The sequence below is a fragment of the Lentzea sp. NPDC004782 genome, from assembly GCF_040609115.1.
Lineage (GTDB): Bacteria > Actinomycetota > Actinomycetes > Mycobacteriales > Pseudonocardiaceae > Lentzea.
Genome location: NZ_JBEXJN010000012.1, coordinates 1 through 22,921, shown reverse-complemented (window position 1 = coordinate 22,921; position 22,921 = coordinate 1). Strand labels below are relative to the sequence as shown.

The window sequence follows — 22,921 nt, the reverse complement described above, 5'->3', positions numbered from 1 at the left end:
CGTCGTCGGTGCGGACCAACGAACACCCACCCGAGAGTAAGGACCACGATCCACTTGCGTGAAGGTGATCTTCCGGCGGCTGATCAGCCCCTCGGGGAACTGCGGCTGGTGTCGTTGCGCTGGGCGCAGGACGACGTGTGCGTGGCCGAGTTCGGCAACGGACTGGTCGTCGACTGCAAGGTGAGGCGGGACGGCGCCGAGTTCTCGGTTGCCTCGTTCACGCCGAGCCTGCTGAACGTGCCCGAGCTGAGTGCGGACGGCCATCGGCGGATCGTGGCCGCGGTCGTCGCGTTCTGCGCGGCAGCCGCCGAATAGTCCTCAGTTTCGGATGGGCATGTACAGCCGGAGGGACGGCCGAAGCCGCACCCGCGCTGGAGGCCACCACCACGACCGAGACGTTCACCGAGACGACCGTCAACACCGAGGTCAGCGCGGAGGCGGCCCCGGAAGCGGCGGAGACGGAGACCGCGGCGTCCGAGGAGTCGGCCACGGCCGAGCCCACCGAGACGTCCGAACCGGAAAGCCACCGAGCCCACGTCGGCATCCTGTGGGCGATCGGTGAGTGACATGCCTGAGGTGATGAGTTCCGGTGCCGGCCTGACGGACCGCGCGGTCGCGTTCCTCCGCGAGCGGGCGGACGTCCTCGACGACGAGTGGGACGCGGACAAGGACCGGGAGACGGCGGAGAAGTACGCGGAGAACCTCGGCATCTCGGCGCTGGACATCCTGGACGGCCTGCGGCGGATGCGCGAGAGGTTCGGCGGACTCCGGTGGCCGAGCACCTCCTGGTCGTTCGAGGAGGTGTTGTCCCTGGTTCCGGTGCTCCGGTTCGACCAGGAAGTCAGGGTGCCGGAGGTGTACTTCGTCGACCACATGGTGGCGCACCCGTTCACCGTGCACGCGAACTTCGACGGCGAGGTCGTGTTCGTGTTCGACAGCAGCGGGCTGCCCCCGGTGACGGTGTTCGACCGGTGCGAGAGCCTGATCGAGTCCGACGCCCTTTACTGGGAGTGCGGTTCGTGGCGCGAGGTCGCCTCTGGCACGGACGAGCTCGTCGAGGAGATCGACGCCAGGGCGAAGTCCCTCACGTTGGTCGAGGAGGCCTCCGGCCGCACGGAGCAGTGGTGGGAAGGGGACGGCTTCCGTGTGCTCGTGTGGCGCACGTACGCGGAGCTGTTCCATCTGCCCGACATGGCTCGGTGGGGCGTGTGGGCACGTGACGAGCAGGGCGAGCGGAACGCGCGCGCCGTGCTCGGCCTGCCCGCCGACGCGACGTGGACCCTGCCACCCGTCGAGATCGACGACATGTGACGTGGTTCCGCGGGTTGCGGACGAACAGGGGTGCTCGCGGCCGGTCGGACCGCGAGCACCCCTGTCTCGAGCGGGCGTTTCGGGGAGTACGTGCGACACCCCGCCGGCGGCAATCCGTGAAGGATCACGCGGTGACCGCCTCTTGTCCGGAAACCACCCGGACGGGGTACGGATTCGCGTTCGGCAACGCGACCCCATTTCACCGCCAGGAAACGGATCTCCCAAAATCCTCCCAAACCCAGGTCACCCACCAGTACAGGCCACAGTGGATGGTCAGGCGAAGATCGACACACGCGCACGAAAAAGCCCGCTGACCTGGGCTTTTACCCAGAATCAGCGGGCTGATTCAGACCGTCGGGACGACAGGATTTGAACCTGCGACCCCTTGACCCCCAGTCAAGTGCGCTACCAAACTGCGCCACGTCCCGGCCACACTCCCGGTTCCCCGGCGTGCAGGAAGAATCCTACAACACCCCGGACGGAGATCAAAAACGGCCCCTCGTGGAGGCCTGGAGCTGCGGAAACGGGGGAAATACGGCGGGGACCCGGCGTGCGGGTCCCCGCGTCCCTCGGTCCGACCGATCCCCCGATCCTCGACCGACATCCAGAACTATGCGTTGGCCGTGTCTCGTGCACCACCGCCGAAAGTCGAGTCTTGTCCGTCAACCTTCGACTTACCGGGTGGTAGGACGGCTGTGACGCTGAAGCCGCCGTCCGCGCGGTAGGAGGTGGTCAGGGTGCCGCCGGCCAGGCGGACGCGTTCGGAGAGGCCGTGCAGGCCCGCGCCGCCTCCCTCGCCTGGTGCGGGCAGGTCGCCTGGGCCGTTCACGACGGACACGCGGACCGGGGAGGAGCGGTCGACGGTCACGGTCACGGTGGCGCCCGGTGCGTGTTTCGCCACGTTGGTCAGGGATTCCTGGACCACTCGGAACAGTGCGCGGGAGACGGCTGGGGTCAGGGCGGCGTCGCCGGTTTCGGACAGCGTCACGGACACGCCTGCCACTCGGGCGCGGTCCACCAGCTCCTGCAGGGACGGGTAGGACGTGTCGGAGTTCAGCAGGCCCAGGGCCGCGCGCATCTCGGACAGGGATTCCTTTGCCAGGGCTCGCAGACGCAGTGCGGTGTCGCGGACCGCCGGGTCGGAGGCGGTGGCGGCCAGGGCGGCCGACTCGACGGCGATCAGGGTGGCGTGGTGGCCCACGGCGTCGTGGATTTCGCGGGCTATCCGGGCTCGTTCCGCGGCGCGGGCGGAGGTTTCCTGGGCCTCGAGTTCGGCGGCTCGGGCTCGGCGGGTTTCGTAGAGCGACTCGGTCAGTTCCTTGCGGGTGGTGACCAGTGCGCCGAGGGCCGTGGGGGCGGCGGCGAGGCCGAACGCGAAGGCGGTGGCGAGCAGCAGCGGGCCCAGAGGGATGTCCTCGGTGAGCATGACCGGGGCGATCGCGGCCACGGTCAGCAGGACCACCCAGAAGACCTGCACCGGGATGGACTTCTCCTTGCGGCCCAGGCGGTATTGGGCCACCAGTGCCGGGGCCCAGCCCAGGCCGCCGGCCACCGCGGGGACGCACAGCAGCGAGGCGAGCCACGGCCAGCGCAGGCGCACGGACAGCAGCAGCGACGCGCCGACCGCGGTTCCCAGTGACCACGGGAACGGGCGGTCCTGGGTCAGCAGGACGACTCCCGTGGTGATGCCCACGGTGAGGAGCTCGCGTACGAAGCGGTTCACCACACACCGACCTGGTGGGCGACGAGAGCCGCCTGCACCCGGTTCTCCACGCCCAGTTTCGTCAGGACGGTGGAGACGTAGCTCTTCACCGTGGCCTCGGAGAGGCAGAGCTCGTCGGCGATCGAGTGGTTCGAGCGGCCGCCCGCGAGGAGTTCGAGCACCTGGCGTTCGCGGGCGGAGAGGGAGTCGAGCTGGCGGTTGGCGCGGAAGCCGCGCAACCGGGGCAGCAGGCGGGCGGTGATCCGCGGGTCCAGGACGGCGCCGCCCGCGGCCAGGTCCACGACGGCGCGGACCAGGGTCTCCGGTTCGGCGTCCTTCAGCAGGAAGCCCTGGGCGCCCAGGTCCAGGGCCGTCGCCACGTAGTCGTCGAGGTCGAACGTGGTCAGCACGGCGATGGCGGGCGGGGTGGCCCAGGTTCTCAGCCTCCGCACCGCCTCCAGACCGTCGACGCCCGGCATCTGCACGTCCACCAGGACCACGTCCGGCAGGCAGGCCAGGACGGCGTCGACGAGTTCGGCGCCGTCGGCCGCCTCGCCGACCACCTCGACGCGTCCGTCGGCTTCCAGGAGGACCTTGAGGCCCCGCCGCAGCAGGGCCTCGTCGTCGGCTAGCACCACTCGTACGGCCACGAACCCAACCAACCGCACCTCATGCCAAAGGGCAACCAAACGCCCTACTTCTTCGAGGCGCCCGTCTTCTTCTTCTCGCGGACGCGCACGGAAATACGCACCGGGCTGCCCTCGAAGCCGAACTCCTCACGGAGCTTGCGCTCGATGAACCGGCGGTAGGACGCCTCCAGGAAACCGGTCGTGAACAGCACGAACGTCGGCGGGCGGGTCGAGGCCTGGGTCGCGAACAGCACCTTGGGCTGCTTGCCGCCGCGTACGGGCGGCGGGGTCGCGGCGATCAGGTCCGACAACCACTGGTTGAGACGGCCGGTCGGGACGCGGGTGTCCCACGAGTTCAACGCGGTGCGCAACGCGGGCGCGAGCTTGTGCACGGCGCGGCCGGTCAGGGCCGAGATGTTGACGCGGTCCGCCCACGGCACGCGCACGAGGCCGCGTTCGAGCTCGCGGACCATCTCGTTGCGGCGGTCCTCGTCGACCAGGTCCCACTTGTTGAACGCCAGCACGCACGCGCGGCCCGACTCGACCACCATCGTGAGCACGCGCAGGTCCTGTTCGGACAACGGCTCGTGCGCGTCCAGCAGCACGATCGCGACCTCGGCGGTCTCGATCGCGGACTTGGTGCGCAGCGACGCGTAGTACTCGGCACCGCTCTCGAACTTCACCCGCTTGCGCAGGCCCGCGGTGTCGACGAAGCGCCAGATCTCGCCGTCCAGTTCCACCAGCGAGTCGACCGGGTCGACGGTGGTGCCGGCGACCGAGTCGACGACCGAGCGCTGTTCCCCGGTCAGGCGGTTGAGCAGCGACGACTTGCCGACGTTCGGCTTGCCGACCAGCGCGACCCGTCGCGGACCACCGGACGAGGCGCCGAAGTCGTCGCGCGGGGTCTCCGGCAGCTTCTGCAGGATGACGTCGAGCAGGTCACCGGAGCCGCGGCCGTGCAGGCCGGACACCGGGTACGGCTCGCCGAGCCCGAGCGACCACAGCGACGCGACGTCGGCCAGCAGCCGCTCGTCGTCCACCTTGGACGCGCACAGGATCACCGGCTTCTTGGACCGGCGCAGCACCTTCGCCACGGCTTCTTCCGTGGTGGTCGCGCCCACCGTCGCGTCCACGACCACGAGGATCACGTCCGCGGTAGCCATCGCGAGCTCGGCCTGCGCGGCCACGGCGGCCTGCAGGCCCACCGCGTCCGGCTCCCAGCCGCCCGTGTCGACCACGGTGAACTTGCGGCCGTTCCACAGCGCGTCGTAGGCCACGCGGTCACGCGTCACGCCCGGCACGTCCTGCACCACGGCCTCTCGACGGCCGATGATGCGGTTGACCAGCGTGGACTTGCCGACGTTCGGGCGCCCGACCACCGCCACCACCGGCTGCGGCGGTGCCGCCTCCTCGCCAACGGATCCGTCGAGGTCGTCGAAGGCTGACCAGTCGGCCTCGTCCTCCCAGGTGCCGTCCAGGTCCGTCATCGTCTTCCCTCACTCACACGAAGTACATCGAGTTCGGCGACCAGTGTCGCCAGGCGATCGCGCACCTGCTCGGTGGCAACGCCGAGGGCCGCCCGCCCCTTCCCCTCGGGAAGGTGGAACGGCTCACCGATCAGCACGTCGACCCGCGGCCGCCAGCCCTTGGCGTGGTGCGTGCCGCGGCACGCGACCGGCAGCACCGCGGCGCCGCCGACGCGGGCCAGCCACGCCGCACCGTTCTGCGCCGAGGCCACGTCGCCCTCGCCGCGCGTGCCCTCGGGGAAGACCCCGACCACACCGCCGGCCTTGAGCACGGACAACGCGCTGGTCAGCGCCGTGCGATCGGCTTCTCCCCGCTTGACGGGGATCTGCCCGATCTTGCGCAGCAGGTAGCCCACCAGGCCGGAGAACATCTCCTGCTTGATCAGAAACGTCACGCGCCGGGGCACGACACCGAACAGGATCGGTCCATCAGCCATCGAGCTGTGGTTGGCGACGACGACCACGCCGCCGCTCAAGGGTACGCGGTCGCGTCCGTGCACCCGAATCCGGAACTGCCAGGCGTACGGGCCGCGCGCGATCCAGCGGCCGAGATCGGTCAGCCACCCCAGGCTGCCGGCGGGAACGCTCACCCGGTCACCCGCAGGCCTCGTCGTTGCACGAGGTCCAGCAACGCGTCCACGGTGCCCGCGAGGTCGAGCTCGGTCGTGTCCACCTCGACGGCGTCCTCGGCGGCCTTCAACGGCGACACCGCGCGCGACGAGTCGTAGTCGTCGCGCCGCCGCACGTCCTTCAGCACGGCGTCCACGGTGGACTGGCGCCCGGCGGCGTTGTCCTGCTTGGTCCTGCGCGCGGCCCGCGCGTCCGCCGAGGCCGTCAGGTACACCTTCAACGGCGCGTCCGGCGACACGACGGTGCCGATGTCACGTCCCTCGACGACGATGCCCCCGACGTGGTCGACGGCGTCGGCGATGATCGCCCGCTGCTGCGCCACGAGCAGCTCCCGCACGTGCCTGGTGGCCGAGACCGGCGACACGGCCAGCGTCACCTCGGGCCCGCGGATCTCCACGGACACGTCGTCGCCGTCCAGCGTGATGCCGGGGCGCGCGGGGTCGGTGCCGACCACGAGCTTCGCGCCGTCCGCGACCTCGGCGACCTTGACCTCGTCGGCCGGGTCGACCCCGGCGCGCAGCACCGCCACCGTGACCGCCCGGTACATCGAGCCGGTGTCGAGGTAGCGGGCGTCCAGCGCCATCGCGAGGCGCTTCGCGACGGTGGACTTGCCGGTGCCGGACGGTCCGTCGAGTGCCACCACGCCGCGCAACTGACCCTGGCCCACCACAGCTCCCTCCGAGACGCCCACGACCCACATTGTGCCTGGTGCGGAGGCTCACATCGGCAGCGGGACGGTCCACGGGGGTTCCAGGGCGGCAAGATCGCCGGTGACGGCCTCCGGCGAACGACGAACACGAGGTGCCGGTAGGGACTACCGGCACCTCGTGGGAGATCACTGAACGGTCAGAAGTGGAGCATGTACTGGAAGTCGGCCTGGGCGTTGCTCACGTGGACGTTCTTGCGAGTGCCGTAGGCGAGCGGGTTGTTCCAGTTGTACTCCTCGACGTCGAACGAGCCGTCGGAGTGGACCGCGTTGACGTAGGCGACGTGACCGACGCGGTGAACGTCGTTGACGGCGATGGCGCCGACCTTCGGGGTCTTGTTGACCGTGACGCCGACGCGGCGGGCGGCGTCGTCCCAGGTGCCGGCGTTGCCCCACGTGGTGCCGCCGTAGGAGTTGCTGAAGCTGGGGACGCCGAGCCTGCTGGCGATCCGGTAGGCCGCGAAGGCGGTGCAGTTGTTCTGGGCGAACCCGCGGGGACGACCGTCGTAGTCGTTGGTGGGGCTTTCCGAACCGCCGCCGCCACCCCCGGTGAGGAACTTGTGGCTGGCGTTGTTGTTCTTCAGCGTGGCGTTGAGATTGCCGGACGCGCCGGGTGCGAAGTCCTGGCTCGCTCCGCCGAAGTCGCTGTTGAAGTAGACACGCACCGTGTGGCTGGTGCGGTTGCGCACTGATGCCGCGTTGTTCTTCACGCACAGGCCTTTGCCGGCGCCGTCGCCCTTGAACTCGTAGCAGGACGGCTGAGTGGCGCCGAGATCACTGATCGACTCGGTGAAGTCGGAGACCGAGCCGGCCTGGTTGCTGTTGTAGTAGTAGCAGAACTCTCCGCTGTCGCAGTCCCCGTCCCGGCTCGCGGCGAACGCGGGCGAGGCGGTGGCGGTCATGAGGGGCGCGACCAGGGCCAGTGCGGCCCCGGCGACGGCGAGCGTCAGGCGTGCGATTTTCACGGGTTTCCCTTTTCGCGAAGTGTCAGTGATCAGGCTTGTGGTCAGTGCGCGCGCTGGTACTCCTCCCAGGTGTGGATCGGCACCTTGGGACCGTCGTCGGGGTGGCGGTTGCCGAGGCCGTTCATGCCGAGGTAGTAGTCACCGACCTGGTTCTGGGCCTGGGTGGACTGGTCGGTGTCGTTGATCGCCACCGCGTGGATGTGCCACGGCCACTGGCCCTGGGACGGGCTGCGGACCCAGGCGGCGAAGCCGACCTGGCGCAGCGCACGGGCGACGGAGGTGCGGGTGTCGGCGGACATGCCGTCGACGTTGATGTCCACGACACCGCCGCCGTCGTGGGTGCCGGCGGAGGTCGGGTCGCCACCGGGGTTGTAGGAGCCCTGATCCAGCTTGAGGCGGCGTCCCAGCACACGCTCGGTCTCGGTCAGCATCGCCTGGGTGCGGGTGTTGACGACGTACCCGTCACGCTGGACCTTCGAGCCCGGCTTGATCACGTGGGAGACGGTGAACCGGCCCTCCCCGAGCGAGGCCAGCGAGCTCGCGCCGGGCAGCCCGTTCGCGGCCAGCCCGGTGTATCCGAGCGAACGCTGGTACGCCGCGTACGCCTTGATGGTCGTGGTTCCGAAGTAGCCGTCAACCCATTGCGCGTCCAGCAGGTTGCGTGCCTGGAGTGCCCGCTCGACGGCCAGCACGGAGTCCTTGGCGCCAGGGGTCAGCGTGTCGTCGGCGCGCCGGGGGTCGATCTGGGCGGCCAGGACGGTGGCTTCCATGTTGACGACGGGCAGCGGTGCGGCTGACGCCTGCGTCGTGCTCAACGTCAGACTGCTCAGGACAGCGGAGGTCGCCAGGGCCGCAATGGCGCCCCGGGTCTTCATCTTCGTCTTCATGCGGTGTTTCTTTCCGTTCGGTCAAAGCCCGGCCACGGCCTCGGTCCAGCGCCGGGAATCGTGTGCGTGCGGCTTTCGTGGAAGTGCATTTCCTGCGGCCAGGGGCCGGCGGGTCAGCCGCACCGGTTGTCGGTCAATGCGGTGGCGCGGTCTCGATCGCAGTGCCTGTGGACCAGGTTCGGCCATGGCGCTGACAAAGCTCTGACACATTTCTGACACGGCGATGAGCGGAGGCTGTTCCATCTGCCGATGTGCTCAGAGCGCGGCGCGGCTGATGTCTCGCACGAGACGTTGCGGCTACTCGGGAGGTTTCGCGGTCACCATCTCGAAAGGCGGCCCGAGCGTCCGGGAGAGACCGCGGGTCCGTGCCTCGGTGAGGTGCACGACCCAGCGATCGGGGTGATGTTGAACCTCGGCTGCTACGGCATGTTGTTCGTCGCCACGCCGCGATCACCGAGTACGCGCCGAGCGAGAAGGCCGGCGTCGCCCCGGCGGTCTTCACCGTGTCCCGCCAGATCGGCAACGTCGTCGGCCTCGCCACGCTGACCGTCGCCGCGGCGAACACGCACGACAGCCTGCACACGTCGGCGAGGCGGAACGGGTCTGCCCGTGGAGGCGCCGTGACCGGGCCTCCACGGGCGGGTGCCGAAGCCGTCGCCGACCGCGACGCCTACCTGTGACCGCCCCTGGTGGAGGAGTGCGTGCCGCCGTTGCGGAACAGGAAGTACGCGACCAGGACCATCAGCAGGATGGCCGAGATCACCGCGAGGGCGATCTTCATCCTGCTCCACGGCCGTTCCCCGTGGACTTCGCCGGTCCGGCCGTTGATCAGGATCTGCCAGGTCCTGCCCGCGTAGAGGTAGGTCGCCACCCAGATCGGCAACAGCATGAGCTTGAAGGTGACGTCGTGGTGCTGGGTGTTCACCGAGTCGACCTGCTGCTCGTCGCCGCCGATGTCGCGGCGGCAGTCCTCGTTGATGACCGGGGCCATCCTGTTCTTCGCCTCGTCGAAGCCCGCCTCCGGTTCCACGTCGTAGCGCAGCGCGGAGTGCCCGGCGAGGAACTGCGGCTGGTACGGCACGGCTTCCGGCAGCGGCCATGGCGCCAGTTCGTCGACGTGCTTCACCGGCAGCACGGAGCTGCCGGGCACGAGCACGTCGTCGAACGCCCGGCTCACCGTGCCCTGCGCGGGGTGCCAGGCGGTCCGGCGCACCTGCCGGGTCTGCGTTTTGCCGTCGCTGTCGGTGTAGGACTCCGTGACCCAGTAGTACTCACCGCGCTGACCGGTGTACTGCGAGACGGTTTGCGAGTCGTAGGTCCAATGCGGCACGTACGTGCTCTTCGTCGTCTCCGTCTCGCCGACCTTCTTCAGCGCCGACGGTGCGAACCAGCGCGATGACGTCCACTTGCGCATCACCTCGCGGACCGCGCCCCGGTCGAGGAGGAACGGCAGCACTCCCTCCGGCACGATCTGCCCGGAGGCCGCGGCGTCGATCACCAGCGGTGAGCCGCAGAACTGGCAGAGGCTCGCTGTCTCGTTCGTCTCGGTGCGTGCGGCACATCGTTGGCACTGGAAGACGTAGGCGCCGATGCTGCCGACGGGTTTGCGCGGCAGATTCGCGAGGTCGGCGAACGCGATCTCGCGGATCTGCCGGTCGCCGGCGTGGATCTCCTGCTGGAACCCGCAGTAAGGGCAGCGCATCGCCGTCGAGCCCGGCGCGAACTCCAGGCGCGCGCCACAGCCACCGCACGGATACGTCTGAGCGGCGACACCAGGTTGCTGGACACGTGGGTCGGTCATCGTCGTTCCCCTCCGGCCCGGCGGGTTCAGGCCTGCGGCGGGAGCGGCGGCGGGGTCGCGGCGAACAGCTGTGCCACCTCGGGCACCTGGCCCGCCGGCGTCCACTGCGGCATGCCGGCCTTCCAGACCAGCGTGTCCTGGCGCAGTGCGCCGCCGGAGACCTGCTGCCCGAGCTGGCCGCGGTCGAACGGGCCGAGCTGCTGGCCGTTCGCGCCGATGAACCACTGCTCGACCGGCGGCAGCGGCGGCGGGGACGACGGCTGGTTCTGCTGGCCGGCACCCGCCGCGCGCTGCCCGAGCGCCATGCCGAGGCCGATGCCGAGACCCTCGCCCGCGGCGCCGGAGTTGTGCGCCGCCGCCTCGATCGCCTGCGCCGACTGGAACTGCGTGTACTGGTCCATGTTGCCGACGATGCCCATCTGGCTGCGCTTGTCGATCGCGGCCTCGACCTCCGGCGGCAGCGAGATGTTCTCGATGACGAACTTCGGGATCGTGATGCCGACCGAGGCGAGTTCCGCGCTCAGCGCGGCGGCCAGCTTGTCGCCGATCTGACCCTGCTGGGTGGCGAGGTCGAGCATCGGCACCCCGGCCGTCGCGAGCGCGGTCCCCAGCCTGCCGACGATGATCTGGCGGAGGTACTCGGAGACCTCCTCGGTGCGGAACTGCGGGTCCGTGCCCGCGAGTTCGCTCAGCAGCGCCACCGGATCGGCGACGCGGATGGCGAACGCGCCGAACGCGCGCAGCCGCACCATGCCGAACTCGGGGTCGCGCACGATGACCGGGTTCTGCGTGCCCCACTTGAGGTCGGTGAACTGCCGGGTGTTGACGAAGTACACCTCGGCCTTGAACGGCGACTCGAAGCCGTACTTCCAGCCCTTCAGCTTGGACAGGATCGGCAGGTTCTGCGTCTGCAGCGTGTACATGCCGGGCGGGAAGGCGTCGGTGACCTGACCCTCGTTGACGAAGACCGCCACCTGCGACTCACGCACCGTGAGCTTGGCGCCCATCTTGATCTCGTTGTCGTAGCGGGGGAAGCGCCACACGATGGTGTCGCGGCTGTCGTCCGTCCACTCGATGATGTCGATGAATTCGCCGCGAATCTTGTCCATGATTCCCATAGGCGTGCCCGTCTCGTGTGTGCCTCACCCCGAACCGGGCGCAACTTTACGCACGACGTTGCCGCCCCTCCTGGAGGGCGCCCGTGCTGCGGTCCGGGAAACCGGTCCACTTCGGACAGGCCGGACAAGGCGGGTCGTTTCGAAAGTCGTCTCGTCTCCTCGTGTAACGCCCGGCACGGCTGCGGGAACTGACTGCTCGGCCGTGCGTCGAGCAAGACGCCGAACTGCTGCAGAAGGAGTTGCCGCATGCCCAGAATCGTGACCAGCGCAGTGCTCGACGCCCCCGCGCGGGAGGTGTGGCAGCTGCTGCGGGACTTCTCCGCCATCGGCTCCTGGCACCCGTTCCTGCCCGAGGCGAAGATCGAAGGCGGTGACCCCGGTGATCGGGTCGGCGCCGTCCGCGTCTTCCCGGCGGCGGGCGGGCACCGGGAACGCCTCGTCGCGCTGGACGACGCCGAGCGCAGCACCCGTTACGCGTTCGAAGACACCGCCGGACTGCCTGTGCGCGACTACGTCTCCGGCCTGCGGGTGACGCCCGCGTCCGACACCACGTCGCTGGTCGAGTGGACGGCCGACTTCGACTGCGACGCGACCGACGAACCCCAGGTGCTCTCCCGGGTCCGCGACGGGATCTTCCTGCCGGGCCTGACCGCGTTGAAGGAGCGTTTCGCATGACCGACTACAACGACCTCAAAGCGATGTTCATCAACTGCACGCTCAAGCGTTCGCCCGACCGGAGCAACACCGAGGGGCTCGTCGACATCAGCCGGGCGATCATGGAGAAGCAGGGCGTCCAGGTCGAGGTGCTGCGCGCCGTCGACCACGACATCGCGATCGGCGTGTGGCCGGACATGAGAGAGCACGGCTGGGCGACCGACGCCTGGCCGGAGATCTACGAGAAGGTCATGGCCGCGGACATCCTGGTGATCGCGGGCCCCATCTGGCTCGGCGACAACAGCTCCGTGACCAAGCAGGTGATCGAACGCCTCTACGCGTGCTCGCACCTGCTCAACGACGCCGGCCAGTACGCCTACTACGGTCGCGTCGGCGGTTGCCTGATCACCGGCAACGAGGACGGCGTCAAGCACTGCGCCATGAACGTCCTCTACAGCCTGCAGCACCTCGGCTACACCATCCCGCCGCAGGCCGACGCGGGCTGGATCGGCGAGGCCGGGCCGGGACCGTCCTATCTGGACCCGGGATCGGGCGGGCCGGAGAACGACTTCACCAACCGCAACACCACGTTCATGACGTGGAACCTGCTGCACCTCGCCCGGATGCTCAAGGACGCGGGCGGGATCCCGGCGCACGGCAACCAGCGCTCCGGGTGGGACGCGGGATGTCGCTACGACTTCGACAACCCCGAGTACCGGTAGATTCCCGTGGATGATGCCCGCGGACGACGTGCTCGTCGCCGGACTCCGGTCCGGTGACGAGACGACGTTCGCGCGGCTGCTGGACGGCTGGTCGGCGTCGATGCTGCGGCTGGCCAGGTCGTTCGTGTCCACCGACGCCTCCGCCGAGGAGGTCGTCCAGGACACCTGGCTGGCCGTGATCCGCGGCGTCGACAGGTTCCAGGGCACCTCCTCGCTGCGCACGTGGGTGTACCGGATCCTGGTCAACACGGCGAAGAAACGGGGGGTCAAGGAGAAGCGGACGGTGCCGTGGGCCAGTCTGGAGCGCGACGGCGGGCCGACCGTCGACCCGGACCGGTTCCGCGGGCCCGAGGACGCCTATCCGGGGCACTGGCGGGAGTTTCCCGAACCGTGGGTGCTCGGCGCCGAGTTTCGCCAAGTGGTCGCACGGGCACTCGACCAGTTGCCGGAACGGCAACGCGTGGTGGTGACGTTGCGCGATGTCGACGGCCACTCGTCCGAGGAGGTGTGCGCGATGCTGGAGATCTCGGCGGCCAACCAGCGGGTGCTGCTGCACCGGGGCCGCGCGGCGGTCCGCGCCCACGTCGAGAAGTACCTGGGGGAGTGCCATGACCTGTGAGGAGTTCGTCGAGCTCGTCACCGCGTTCCTGGAGGGCGCGCTGGAGGAGGAGGTCGAACGCGACTTCGTCGCCCACCTCGCCGAGTGTCCCGGCTGCGAGCGCTATCTCGACCAGTTCCGCACCACCATCGCCGAGCTGGGCGAGCTGCCGCCGGAGACGTTGTCCGGCGAGACGCGCGACCGGCTGCTCGACGCGTTCCGGAACTTCCCGCGCGCGTGACGCCCGGAGCGGGGTGCGGATGGCGCGACCGCACCCCACGTCCGGTGAGCGTCAGCGGCAGCGCTGTCCTTCGTTCACGCACTTCACGATCTGCGCCATGGTCTCGTCGGAGTTGACGTTGGCGAAGTCGTTGTGGTCGGAGACCGGGTTGTGGTTCTCCTCCGGGAACGCGTCGAGCTGGTACTGGCCCTTCTCCTGGACGTCCCGCGCGATGTTGTAGGAGATGCTGATCCGCAGCTGCGGAATCGCCTTGAAGCCCTTCGGGCACGCGCCGCTCTGCTTGTCCGGGAACCGGACGTGGTCGCGGTGGTTGGCGCTGTCGGTGTTCTGGCCGTCCCAGCAGCCGGGGAAGTCGTGCACCCGCATGACCTTGCTGCCGTTCGGGCAGATGACGTACTTGTCGCTCAGCCGGTCCTCGAACCCGCTGCAGGTCCACGTCGCGCGGGCGTTGGCGAGGCCGCGGCTGGTGGGCTTGGCGTCACCGGTGATCATCTTGAGGAACTTCGGCATGGCCGTGACCTTGCTGGTCGCGTTGCCGCGGTACTCGATCTTCACCTGGGCGGGCTGGACGATCTTGCCGTTGTTGCCGACGAGCTCCAGGTCCTTGCCGGAGGGAGCCGCGAGGGGTGGCGTTTCCTTGCCGCCGTTGTTGTTGCCGCCGTTCCCGTTGTTGCCGCCGTTCCCGTTGTTGTTGCCGTTCCCGTTGTTGTTACCGCTGTTGTTGCCGCCGTCCTCGTTGAGACCGCACGGCGCGAGGCGTTCCAGCCCTTGCGGCCTCTCGGCGTTGCGGCCGATCGCGATGGCGATCCGGTCGAGGGTCGCGATCCGCTTGTCCTTCAGCGGCCCGAGGATCGCGTTGTTGACGAAGTTCGGCCCACCCTGCCCCTTGGTGGTGACCAGCCGCTGGTTGGCCTCGGCGATCTGCTTGTCCAGCAGCGCCAGGTTGCGGTCCACCTCCGCGACCGCCTGGTCGGGCACGCCGGGCAGTTCACCGCGCACCGACGGGCACTTGATGGTCGGTGTGGCGCTGTCCCGCCCGCCCTGAGCCTGGGCCAGGGGCTGACCGGAGAACTTGTGCGGAGCCTGGTTGTGGTCACCGTGGCCACCGCCGTGGCCGAACCGCAGGTCGCACTCGACGAGCGAGGTCAGGTTCGGCTTGGGCGCGGAACGGCCGATGGCGATCGCGATCCGGTCCAGAGTGGCCACCCGCTTGCTGCGCAGCGGGCCGAGGATCGCGTTGTTCACGAAGTTGGGGTCGCCGGGGTTCTCGTTGCGCGCCACCCGGTCGTTGGCTTCCTGGACCTGCTTGTCCAGCAGGTCGAGGTTGCTGTTCACCTCGTCGCGGGCCCGCTGGGGCACCGCGGGCAACCGGTCCCTGGCCGACGGGCAGGCGATCTCGGCGCCGCCCGCCTCCTTGATCTTGTCGGGGCTGGAGCCGGACGAGTTCACGTTGGCCTTCGGGTTGATCCGCACGACCGGCCAGAAGTACGACGACCTGTCGCCGTTCTTGCAGGTGGTGTCCGAGTCCTCGAGGCTCTCGTCGGTCGAGTCGGCGCTGATCGACAGGTTGCCCACGAAGTCGTGGACGTGCTGGGCGCCGTGCTTCAGACCAGGCTGAGCGACCGGGTTGTCCGCGCTGAGCTTGCCGTTCTCGTTGGTGCCGCAGTCCACGGTGAACACTCCCGTGGTGCCGCCTTGGCGCACCTTCGGGTTGACCACGTTGGCGGCGACCTTCTCGATGGGCACGAACGCGCCGACCGGCGCCGGGTCACCGTTCTTGGCCGCCAGAGCGACCGTGGCGGTGCCCACCGCCACCACAGCTACTGCTGACAACGAGGCGATCAGGCGGAATCTCCGCCGTTCGTCCACCCGGTGCGTCATGCGTCCTCCTCGTCGGGACCGTGTCTGACAGGGGATACGCACGAACGGGCTGCATCGGCTGAATGCGAATTGCCACGTCAGCACTCCGTAAGAAACCCGTTTCAGGGCGTGACGGGCGGGAACGGGTGATCACGGGTTAGGCTTCCGCGCGGTGTGCCGGGAAGCCTGGTCGGCGATGTGAACTTGCCGTTGCCCGAGATCAGGAGCCCGGATGGTGACCACTCAGCGCCGCTGCAGCGCGCGCACGGTCAGCGCGGCCGCCAGGAAGCCTCCGATGAGCAGCAGCGTCACGACCAGACCTGACATGGGCGGCACTCCGGCGCGTACAGGATCACGATGTGGTGAGACAGCCATGGTAGTCCGGCCTGTGATGGCCGCCCCGTTCTCGTCCTGCAAAGGAGTGCCTCATGCGTGCCCGTGATCTCGCCGAGGAGTATCCGCTGGTCCAGCTGACCGACGAGGCGCTGACCGCGGCGCGGCTGATCGCCGAGCAACGCCGGCCCGGTGTCGTGGTGGTCGACGCGGACGGCAAGCCGGTGACCGTGCTGCCCGGCTCGCAGGTGCTGCGGTTCATCATCCCCGGCTACGTGCAGGAAGACCCGTCGCTCGCGCGGGTCTACGACGAGCGCTCCGGCGCGGAGACCTGCGTGCGCAAGCTGGAGGGGCGCACGGTCAAGGAGCTGCTGCCGCCCAAGGAGAAGCGCTACGAGCTGCCCAAGGTGTCCGGCGACGCGACGGTGATCGAGTGCGCCGCCGTGATGGCGCGCCTGCGCTCGCCTCTGCTGCTCGTCAGTGACGACGACACGGTCCACGGCGTCGTCACGACGTCGCACCTGCTGGAGGTCATCCTGTCCGCGACCGGGAAGGCGACATGAGCGCGACCCAGATCCTGTCCGTCCTCGTCTTCGCCGGCGCCTACGTCCTGATCGCCACCGAACGCGTGCACCGCGTCGCCGCCGCGCTGGGCGGCGCGGCGCTGATGCTCGCGCTGCGGCTCACCGACGGCGAGACCGCGTTCCACTCGCTGGACGCGGGCGTGGACTGGAACGTCGTGTTCCTCCTGCTCGGCATGATGATCATCGTCGGGGTGATCAAGCAGACCGGCCTGTTCGAGTACCTCGCGATCGCCGCGGCCAAGCGCGCCAGGGGAAAGCCCTTCGCGGTGCTCGCGATGTTCGTCGTCATCACGGCCGGGGCGTCGGCCGCGCTGGACAACGTCACGACCGTGCTGCTGATCGCGCCGGTGACGTTCCTCGTGTGCGACCGGCTGGGGCTCAACCCGATCCCGTTCCTGATCGCCGAGGTGCTCGCGTCCAACATCGGCGGCACCGCGACCCTGATCGGCGATCCGCCCAACATCATCATCGCCAGCCGCGGCGGCTTGTCGTTCAACGACTTCCTGGTCCACCTGGCGCCGTTCATCGTGGTGCTGATGGTGGCGTTCGTCGTGGTGTGCCGGTGGTTGTTCCGGGACGCCTTCCACTACGACGAGGACCGCGTCGCCGAGGTGATGGCACTGTCCGAACGGGAAGCCATCCGCGACAGGCGGTTGCTCTGGCAGAGCCTGGGCGTGCTCGCGCTGGTGCTGGCGGGGTTCGTGCTCCACGGCGTGGTGGACGTCGAGCCGTCCGTGGTCGCTCTGCTCGGCGCGGGGTTGCTGGTGCTGATCTCCGAGGTCACCACCGAGGAGGCCCTCGCCGACGTCGAGTGGGAGACCCTGGTCTTCTTCATGGGTCTCTTCGTCATGGTCGGCGCGCTGGTGAAGACCGGCGTGATCGACACCGTGTCGGCAGCGCTCGCCGGCGCGGTCGGGGGCGACCCGCTGCTCGCGGTGATGGCGCTGCTGGCCGGCTCCGCGGTGCTGTCCGCGGTCGTGGACAACATCCCTTACGTCGCAACGATGTCACCGATCGTCGCCGAACTCGTCGCGGCCCAGGGGAACACTCCGCAGTCGGATTCCCTGTGGTGGTCTCTCGCGCTGGGCGCGGACCTCGGCGGCAACGCGACCGCCGTGGGCGCCAGCGCCAACGTCGTGGTGCTCGGGCTGGCCGCCCGCAACGGCACGCCGATCAGCTTCTGGCAGTTCACCCGGTACGGCATCGTCGTCGCGGGCCTGTCGATCCTGCTCGCCGCCCCGTACCTGTGGCTGCGGTACTTCGTGCTGGCCTGAGCCCGGTCACCGCGCGCGAAGATGCCGCAGAAGTCCGGCCCGCGCAATCGAGAACTCCGATCGCGCCGCGGTTGTAGACTCCTCCGCAGGTGTGCCGGGAAGCCTGGTCGGAGTGTTGCACGTGGCCGGCTTCGAGGAGCTCCTGATGGTGATCGTCGCGAATGGACTGACGAAGCGCTGCGGCGAGGTCGTGCTCACCGATCCGCGCGCGATCAGCGAACCGGAGATCGTGGCGGGAGTTCTCGTCGCCGCCGGATGCCCGCCGTATCGCCTCGCCGTCGACCAGGACGATCTGGAGACGTTCTTCCTGCGGGTGGTGGCGCCGTGATCGGCGTGCTGGCGACCGAGCTGCTCAAGGCCCGCCGCTCGCGCGTGCCCGAGGTGACCGCTCTCGCGTTCACCGTCGTCGCCCTGGTGGGCGGCCTGTTCATGTTCATCCTGCGGGACCCGGAACGGGCGCGGTCGATCGGGCTGCTCGGCACCAAGGCGGCGCTGGCGGGCGGCGCCGCGGACTGGCCTGCCTACCTGTCGTTCCTGGCGCAGAGCACCGCGGTCGGCGGGATGATCGTGTTCGGCCTGGTCGAGATCTGGACGTTCGGCCGCGAGTTCGGCCAGCACACCGCCAAGGACCTCCTGGCGCTGCCCACCCCTCGCGTCACGATCGTCGCCGCGAAGTTCGTCGTGGTCGCGATCTGGTGCCTGCTGCTGACGGCGCAGCTGCTGGTGCTGGGACTGGGGATCGGCACCGTGCTGCACCTGCCCGGCTGGTCGGCGGCCGAGGTGCTCACCGGGCTGCTTCAGGCCGGTGCGGTCGCGGTCCTGACGGTGCTGCTCACGACGCCCGTGGCGTTCGCGGCCTGTGCCGGGCGCGGCTACCTGCCCGGTGTGGGCGCCATGATCGCCGCCGTGTTCTGCGCCCAGATCGTCGCCGCGCTCGGTTACGGCCAGTACTTCCCCTGGTCCGTGCCGGCGTTGTTCAGCGGGCTCGCCGGGCCCGACCGGCCGTCACCCGGTGCGCTCGGCATCGTGCTGGTGGTCCTGACCGGGGCGGCGGGTGCGGTGGGCACGGCACTGTGGTGGCGCCAGGCCGATCACGACCGCTGAGCGGAGGGGCGAGCCACTCGCCCCTCCGCTTCCGGTGTGTCACAGCATTCCGGCAGCACCCGATGACGGCGGCTGGATGACGAAGTCCGCGTCGTTGAGGTCGAAGAAGACGTTCCCGACCGCCTCGATCTTGATCCTCGCCTTGGACGTGCTCACCCGCGGCAGGCAGACGGTCGCGCTGCCGTTGTTGGGCGTGCGGTGCGCGAGCACGTGCGGGAAGGTCAGGCCGCCGTCGAGCGACAGCGAGATCTTCACGTCGCGCACGCCGATCGGCGCCGCGTTCGTACCGGCCACGTCCCAGGTGATCGTCTGCGTGGTGCCTCCGGTCAGCGTGGTCGTGGCCGCCTGCGAGGTCACGAGGAACGGGCCCGCGGACGGTGCCAGCACGAGCGCGGTGTCGGCGCTGCTGATGCCGCCGCCACCGGGACGCCCGTCCCTGGCGGTGAGGCGGAAGTGCAGGGTCCGGTCGTTGCCGACGCCGACCCAGTCCGCCGTGGGCAGGAACTCCGAGTAGCAGTCGACGAGCTCGGGCGGCACGTTCGAGCCGCCGCCGGTGGTCGGGGGCGGCGGTGCGGCGGGGCAGGCACCGCTGCGGGCGTTGGTGTTGTTCGCCGCGATCTGCGCGAGGTCCGGGAAGACCCTGGTGGGGTTGGTGGTCACGGCGTTCTCACCCGGCGAGTGGTACTTGAGCGCGTCCTCCTTGCTCACGACCGCGGCGGTGCCGAACTGCCGGAACAGCGGCCCGTCCGTCTTGGTGTTGCTCACCAGGTCCGTGCCGGTGGCGCCACCGATGTCGTTCTGCTCCCACATGTACGTGACGGTGTCGCCGTCGACGTCGATCGCACGGCCGGTCAACGCGAACGGCGTGCGGACCGGGATGGTGTACTTCGGCGCGACGTTCACCACGGGCGCGTGGTTGCCGGTGCTGGTGACGCGGCGTCCGCCGTTGTCGGGCTTGCCGCCCTTGATCTCCTCGCCGACGAGGCTCGTCGTGCCGTGCGCGTCGGTGATGACGAGCGGTGCCACGTCCTTGCCCGCCAGCGGGCCGCCGGTGAAGCCGACCCGGAACCCGGCGTCGGTCATCTCGTGACCGCCGAACCCGAGCACGTCGACCGTCGCGCCGGCGGGCCACCCCTGGATCGCCTCGATGGCGGCCTTGATGCCGGTGGCGGTGTAGTTCGTGCCGCGCACGATCGGCGCCGACTCGTGGCCGCGGTAGCTGATCCGGAACGAGTCCGTGCCGTCGAAGTCGCGCAGCGCCACGTTCTGCTGCTCGTTCAGCACGGGCTGGGTGCTGGTGACGTACGAGGTGATCTCGGTGAAGGTCCGGTGCGACCAGTACGGGTCGCTGTGCGGCTGCAGGTTGTCCTGACGGCAGATCCCGGCGTAGGCCATGATCGACGACCCGCTGCCGGGCTCGACGGAGGTGCCCGCGTTCCGGTTGTCCGAGGCGCAGTTGTACTGCGCGCCGTTGAAGGTGTGGTTGGCGCCGAACTGGTGGCCGAGCTCGTGCGCCACGTAGTCGACCGCGTAGAAGTCACCGACCGGTGTCGGCAACCCGGTGCACCCCTGGGCCTTGCCCTCCCCGCCGACCACGCCGAGAGCCGCCAGGCCGCCGCCGTTGACGCCGAGACCGATGTGCCCGACGTCGTAGTTGCTCGCGCCGATGAGCTGGCCGAGCACGGTCGCGTTGCGGTCGAGAGCGGGAACGTCGCACGCGCTGAGGTCGCTGGGCGCGAAGCAGGCTTCCGCGCCACAGGGGCCGTTGGGCTCGAAGGCCAGCGCCGCGGTGTTGAGGTTCGTCTTGTCGGTGTCGTTGACCAGCAGCAGCCGGATCGCGGTCTCGTCCTCGTAGACCTGGTTGACCCGGTTGACGAGCGTCACCTTCGCGGCGGTGACGTTGGCGGCACCGAAGTACGTCGCGTAGGAAGGATCGGTGACGAGCGCGAGCCGGTAGGTGCGCAACCGCACCGGGCCGGCGGCACCGCTCGCCTGCACGCCGGGCGCCGATCCCCGGACAGACCCGCGTTCCACCAGTGAGGTGGCCGGCCTGGCCAGGTCACGGCCGTAGTAGCTCGCGTACAGGCCCTGGCCGGTGCGCTGGTACGGGTCGACGTACCACTGACCGCGCGGCGACCGGACCGACGCGTGGAAGCCCAGCGGCGTCAGGTCGGCCCGCACGGTGGCGGCGGGGTCGTCGACGGCCCTGCCCGAGTACGTCCTGATCTCGGGGTGCGCCGCGGCCAGCCCGTCCTCCATCACCGGCGCGTCCTCCAGCCGGAACCGCTGGAAGGTGCCCTCCGGCGTGGGCAGGAGCACCTCGCGCGCGGCCTGACCGTCCAATTTGGACGACATGGCGGCGCGGTCGAGCGAGTATCCCGCGAACCGGCCGGCCCGGATCTCGGGTTGCTCGGCGGACAGGGAAGCCGCCCCCGGTGCGGACACCGCGGTCCACGGGTTGTCCGGCGAGGCGGTGCTCACCGCGGGCAGTCCTGCCAGTGCGGTCACCGCGATCACCGCGGCGGCCGCTGTCCTGAGTCGATTCGTTGACGATGTTCTGGGCACGCTGCGAGGCTCCTAGTGCAGGGTTTCGGGTCGCACGGACGGTCGTGCGCCGAAAGGACGTTATCGCCGCGATGTTGCCCGGCGGTAGCGGTTCTGCGGTCGGACAGCGTTTCCGAGAAAAGAGGAATCTTCTTGGTGGGCGGTCATTCCAGACGTTCGTCGGTTGGCAAGCGTCCTTCTTTGCGGTACGTCGGGTTCACCGCGCCGTGCAGGTCGGCGACGGGTTGGCCTTGTTCCCGGTGACGACGGCGCCCCAGGTGGTGCTCGCGCCCGCGGCCAGGTTGCCGTTGTAGTTCTGGTTGCTCGCGGTGACCTGTCGCCCGGTCTGGCTCACGGTCGCGTTCCACGAGTTCGTCACCTTTTGGTCGCCGTCGAAGGAGAACGACGACGTCCACCCGGACAGCGCGCTCGACCCGGTGTTCTTGACGACGACCTCCACCTGGTAGCCACCGCTCCAGGAACCGGTGACCGTCGCGGTCGCGGTGCACCCGCCGGACGGGGGAGACGTGGTCGTGGTGGTCGTGGTGGTCGTGGTGGTCGTGCTCGTGGGAGGAGTGCCGTCGCTGGTGGTGTAGGTGACGGCCGTGTAGGCGGCCGAACACGTCGACGAGCACTGGCCGGGCAACGAGAACCGGTAGGTCCGGCCGCCGTTCACCAGAGCGTCGTCGGCGTCGCGCACCCTGATCTCGTAGGAGGTTCCCGCGTTCGTCGTGGGGCCGATGATGAACGCCTGTCCCATGTCGCTGTTGGGCTTGGCCTGTGTCCAGGTTCCGCTCTCGTTCAGGTACTCCACGCCGTGAATGCCGTTGGCGAGGTGCGACACCGCGATCGCGGGCCAGTACCGCTGGGCGCCCTGCAGGAAGCCCAGGCGCAGGTCGCCGGTGTAGTTCGGGCTCGGGACGTAGGACCAGGACACCTTGCGGTTGTTCCAGTGCGCGGGGTTGAGGTCGCCGACCGGAACGCCGTTGCGGAGGAACCTGTTGAGCGAGGCGGTGGACAGGTCGAGGTGGTTCGGGTCGTCGCGGCACCAGGCGTTGGAGTCTCCGCAGCTGTCCGCCACCACCATGGTCAGCGTCGCGCCGTTGTACCCGTCGGAGATCCAGGAACCGTTGCGGCAGAACGGTTGCCCGGCCGCGCCGTCGTTGGTTCCGGTGCAGTAGTCGCCGATGGTGACCTGCACGAACCGGCCGCAGTTGCGCCCGTTGTCCCACAGCCCGATCTTGGCCGCCTGCGACGGCGGGATCGGCCTCGGGTAGAAGCTGTAGTCGCCGGGCGTGTTGTAGACGTTGAGCGCCACGAAGTCCTGGGAGTCCAGCACTTCCTGGGGCAGTCCGCAGCCGCCGTAGGGAGCGCCGAGCCCGTCGAAGTGGGTGGCGTTGCCGGTCACCGGTGCCGCGGGGGCGGCCGCCGAGGTCGTGGGCACGAGCGAGCCGGCGACCACGGCGAGTGCCGCGAGGGCGGCACCCAGGACCAACGTCAGCCGACGTGCGGACAGCCTGCTGCGACACGGTTTCATGGCCACCCCTTGGCAACGCCGCCGACATTCTGGGAGCGCTCCCAGAATGCGGCTGGACGCGTCGCGGTGTCAAGGAGGGCGAGCGGGGAAGCGGCGGTCTGTCCGTCACCTGGGGTTCGCCCTTACCTTCGTGGATGAAGGGCGGGCGCGTCAACAAAGGGGGGGGTAAGGGGCGCCCCAAGACCCAGCCCCAGG

At 69.5% G+C, this 22,921-nt stretch carries 23 protein-coding genes and 1 tRNA gene; 11 read left to right on the top strand and 13 right to left on the bottom strand.

Translation table 11 applies throughout. From position 1 onward, the window contains the following. The first annotated feature begins 54 nt into the window (after nt 1–54). Both ABZV40_RS13585 and ABZV40_RS13580 read left to right on the top strand, forming a co-directional pair. Entirely contained in the window at nt 55–315 is a 261-nt protein-coding gene (locus ABZV40_RS13585) for a hypothetical protein (protein WP_355439734.1), read from the top strand. Between the two features lie 252 nt (nt 316–567). Next, entirely contained in the window at nt 568–1,311 is a 744-nt protein-coding gene (locus ABZV40_RS13580) for a hypothetical protein (RefSeq protein WP_355439731.1), read from the top strand. Nucleotides 1,312–1,665: 354 nt separating this feature from the next. Here ABZV40_RS13580 and ABZV40_RS13575 read toward each other — a convergent pair. The 8 genes from ABZV40_RS13575 to ABZV40_RS13540 form a co-directional block, all read right to left on the bottom strand. Next, nucleotides 1,666–1,739 (bottom strand) — tRNA-Pro (locus ABZV40_RS13575). 182 nt (nt 1,740–1,921) lie between these two features. After that, a complete protein-coding gene (locus tag ABZV40_RS13570) occupies nt 1,922–3,034 on the bottom strand; it encodes a histidine kinase (RefSeq protein WP_355439728.1) in 1,113 nt (370 codons plus the stop codon). Beyond that, on the bottom strand, nt 3,031–3,663 hold the full coding sequence (locus ABZV40_RS13565; RefSeq protein WP_355439725.1) for a response regulator transcription factor: 633 nt from the start codon (nt 3,661–3,663) through the stop codon (nt 3,031–3,033). Before ABZV40_RS13565 ends, ABZV40_RS13570 begins: the two co-directional genes overlap by 4 nt. A 44-nt stretch (nt 3,664–3,707) precedes the next feature. Further along, nucleotides 3,708–5,129: a ribosome biogenesis GTPase Der gene (gene der / locus ABZV40_RS13560; protein WP_355439722.1), complete on the bottom strand. Its 1,422-nt coding sequence runs from the start codon at nt 5,127–5,129 to the stop codon at nt 3,708–3,710. Then, nucleotides 5,126–5,758 carry a lysophospholipid acyltransferase family protein gene (locus ABZV40_RS13555; RefSeq protein ID WP_355439719.1) on the bottom strand — a complete coding sequence of 211 codons (633 nt, stop codon included), beginning with the start codon at nt 5,756–5,758 and terminating at the stop codon, nt 5,126–5,128. Before ABZV40_RS13555 ends, der begins: the two co-directional genes overlap by 4 nt. Further along, nucleotides 5,755–6,441, bottom strand: a complete 687-nt coding sequence (gene cmk / locus ABZV40_RS13550) for a (d)CMP kinase (RefSeq protein WP_355440136.1) — start codon at nt 6,439–6,441, stop codon at nt 5,755–5,757. The genes ABZV40_RS13555 and cmk overlap by 4 nt, the downstream gene beginning before the upstream one ends. 203 nt (nt 6,442–6,644) lie before the next feature. Further along, nucleotides 6,645–7,469 (bottom strand): CHAP domain-containing protein, encoded by an 825-nt coding sequence (locus tag ABZV40_RS13545; protein ID WP_355439716.1) that lies wholly within the window; start codon nt 7,467–7,469, stop codon nt 6,645–6,647. Nucleotides 7,470–7,510: 41 nt separating this feature from the next. Continuing rightward, complete coding sequence (locus ABZV40_RS13540) at nt 7,511–8,356, bottom strand: peptidoglycan-binding protein (RefSeq protein ID WP_355439713.1); 846 nt, start codon at nt 8,354–8,356, stop codon at nt 7,511–7,513. 503 nt (nt 8,357–8,859) lie between these two features. Between ABZV40_RS13540 and ABZV40_RS13535 the strand changes: the two genes are divergently transcribed. Next, complete coding sequence (locus ABZV40_RS13535; RefSeq protein ID WP_355439710.1) at nt 8,860–9,036, top strand: hypothetical protein; 177 nt, start codon at nt 8,860–8,862, stop codon at nt 9,034–9,036. On the opposite strand, the gene ABZV40_RS13530 is transcribed toward ABZV40_RS13535, so the two are convergent. Continuing rightward, nucleotides 9,027–10,157: a hypothetical protein gene (locus ABZV40_RS13530; protein WP_355439707.1), complete on the bottom strand. Its 1,131-nt coding sequence runs from the start codon at nt 10,155–10,157 to the stop codon at nt 9,027–9,029. The genes ABZV40_RS13535 and ABZV40_RS13530 overlap by 10 nt on opposite strands. A 26-nt stretch (nt 10,158–10,183) precedes the next feature. Beyond that, nucleotides 10,184–11,266: an SPFH domain-containing protein gene (locus ABZV40_RS13525; RefSeq protein WP_355439704.1), complete on the bottom strand. Its 1,083-nt coding sequence runs from the start codon at nt 11,264–11,266 to the stop codon at nt 10,184–10,186. 255 nt (nt 11,267–11,521) lie between these two features. On the opposite strand from ABZV40_RS13525, the gene ABZV40_RS13520 reads away from it, so the two are divergent. Genes ABZV40_RS13520 through ABZV40_RS13505 form a run of 4 tightly spaced genes read left to right on the top strand, consistent with a single transcriptional unit; the run spans nt 11,522 to nt 13,490 of the window. Beyond that, a complete protein-coding gene (locus ABZV40_RS13520) occupies nt 11,522–11,950 on the top strand; it encodes an SRPBCC family protein (protein ID WP_355439702.1) in 429 nt (142 codons plus the stop codon). Beyond that, a complete protein-coding gene (locus tag ABZV40_RS13515; protein ID WP_355439699.1) occupies nt 11,947–12,651 on the top strand; it encodes a flavodoxin family protein in 705 nt (234 codons plus the stop codon). The genes ABZV40_RS13520 and ABZV40_RS13515 overlap by 4 nt, the downstream gene beginning before the upstream one ends. A gap of 10 nt (nt 12,652–12,661) precedes the next feature. Further along, nucleotides 12,662–13,270: a sigma-70 family RNA polymerase sigma factor gene (locus tag ABZV40_RS13510; protein WP_355439696.1), complete on the top strand. Its 609-nt coding sequence runs from the start codon at nt 12,662–12,664 to the stop codon at nt 13,268–13,270. Then, nucleotides 13,260–13,490, top strand: a complete 231-nt coding sequence (locus ABZV40_RS13505) for an anti-sigma factor (protein ID WP_355439693.1) — start codon at nt 13,260–13,262, stop codon at nt 13,488–13,490. The genes ABZV40_RS13510 and ABZV40_RS13505 overlap by 11 nt, the downstream gene beginning before the upstream one ends. A gap of 51 nt (nt 13,491–13,541) precedes the next feature. On the opposite strand, the gene ABZV40_RS13500 is transcribed toward ABZV40_RS13505, so the two are convergent. Beyond that, on the bottom strand, nt 13,542–15,371 hold the full coding sequence (locus ABZV40_RS13500) for a DUF1996 domain-containing protein (RefSeq protein ID WP_355439691.1): 1,830 nt from the start codon (nt 15,369–15,371) through the stop codon (nt 13,542–13,544). Between the two features lie 407 nt (nt 15,372–15,778). On the opposite strand from ABZV40_RS13500, the gene ABZV40_RS13495 reads away from it, so the two are divergent. From ABZV40_RS13495 to ABZV40_RS13480, 4 genes are all read left to right on the top strand, one after another. After that, the gene (locus ABZV40_RS13495) at nt 15,779–16,246 is read left to right on the top strand and encodes a CBS domain-containing protein (RefSeq protein ID WP_355439688.1); all 468 of its coding nucleotides are present in this window, start codon (nt 15,779–15,781) and stop codon (nt 16,244–16,246) included. Next, nucleotides 16,243–17,541, top strand: a complete 1,299-nt coding sequence (locus ABZV40_RS13490; RefSeq protein ID WP_355439685.1) for an ArsB/NhaD family transporter — start codon at nt 16,243–16,245, stop codon at nt 17,539–17,541. Before ABZV40_RS13495 ends, ABZV40_RS13490 begins: the two co-directional genes overlap by 4 nt. A 112-nt stretch (nt 17,542–17,653) precedes the next feature. Continuing rightward, a complete protein-coding gene (locus ABZV40_RS13485; protein WP_355439682.1) occupies nt 17,654–17,869 on the top strand; it encodes a hypothetical protein in 216 nt (71 codons plus the stop codon). Further along, nucleotides 17,866–18,645, top strand: a complete 780-nt coding sequence (locus ABZV40_RS13480) for an ABC transporter permease (protein ID WP_355439678.1) — start codon at nt 17,866–17,868, stop codon at nt 18,643–18,645. The genes ABZV40_RS13485 and ABZV40_RS13480 overlap by 4 nt, the downstream gene beginning before the upstream one ends. Nucleotides 18,646–18,684: 39 nt before the next feature. Here ABZV40_RS13480 and ABZV40_RS13475 read toward each other — a convergent pair whose 3' ends face one another. Then, the gene (locus ABZV40_RS13475; RefSeq protein ID WP_355439675.1) at nt 18,685–21,153 is read right to left on the bottom strand and encodes a M12 family metallo-peptidase; all 2,469 of its coding nucleotides are present in this window, start codon (nt 21,151–21,153) and stop codon (nt 18,685–18,687) included. A 253-nt stretch (nt 21,154–21,406) separates the two neighbouring features. Beyond that, on the bottom strand, nt 21,407–22,726 hold the full coding sequence (locus ABZV40_RS13470; protein ID WP_355439672.1) for a cellulose binding domain-containing protein: 1,320 nt from the start codon (nt 22,724–22,726) through the stop codon (nt 21,407–21,409). Between the last annotated feature and the right edge of the window lie 195 nt (nt 22,727–22,921).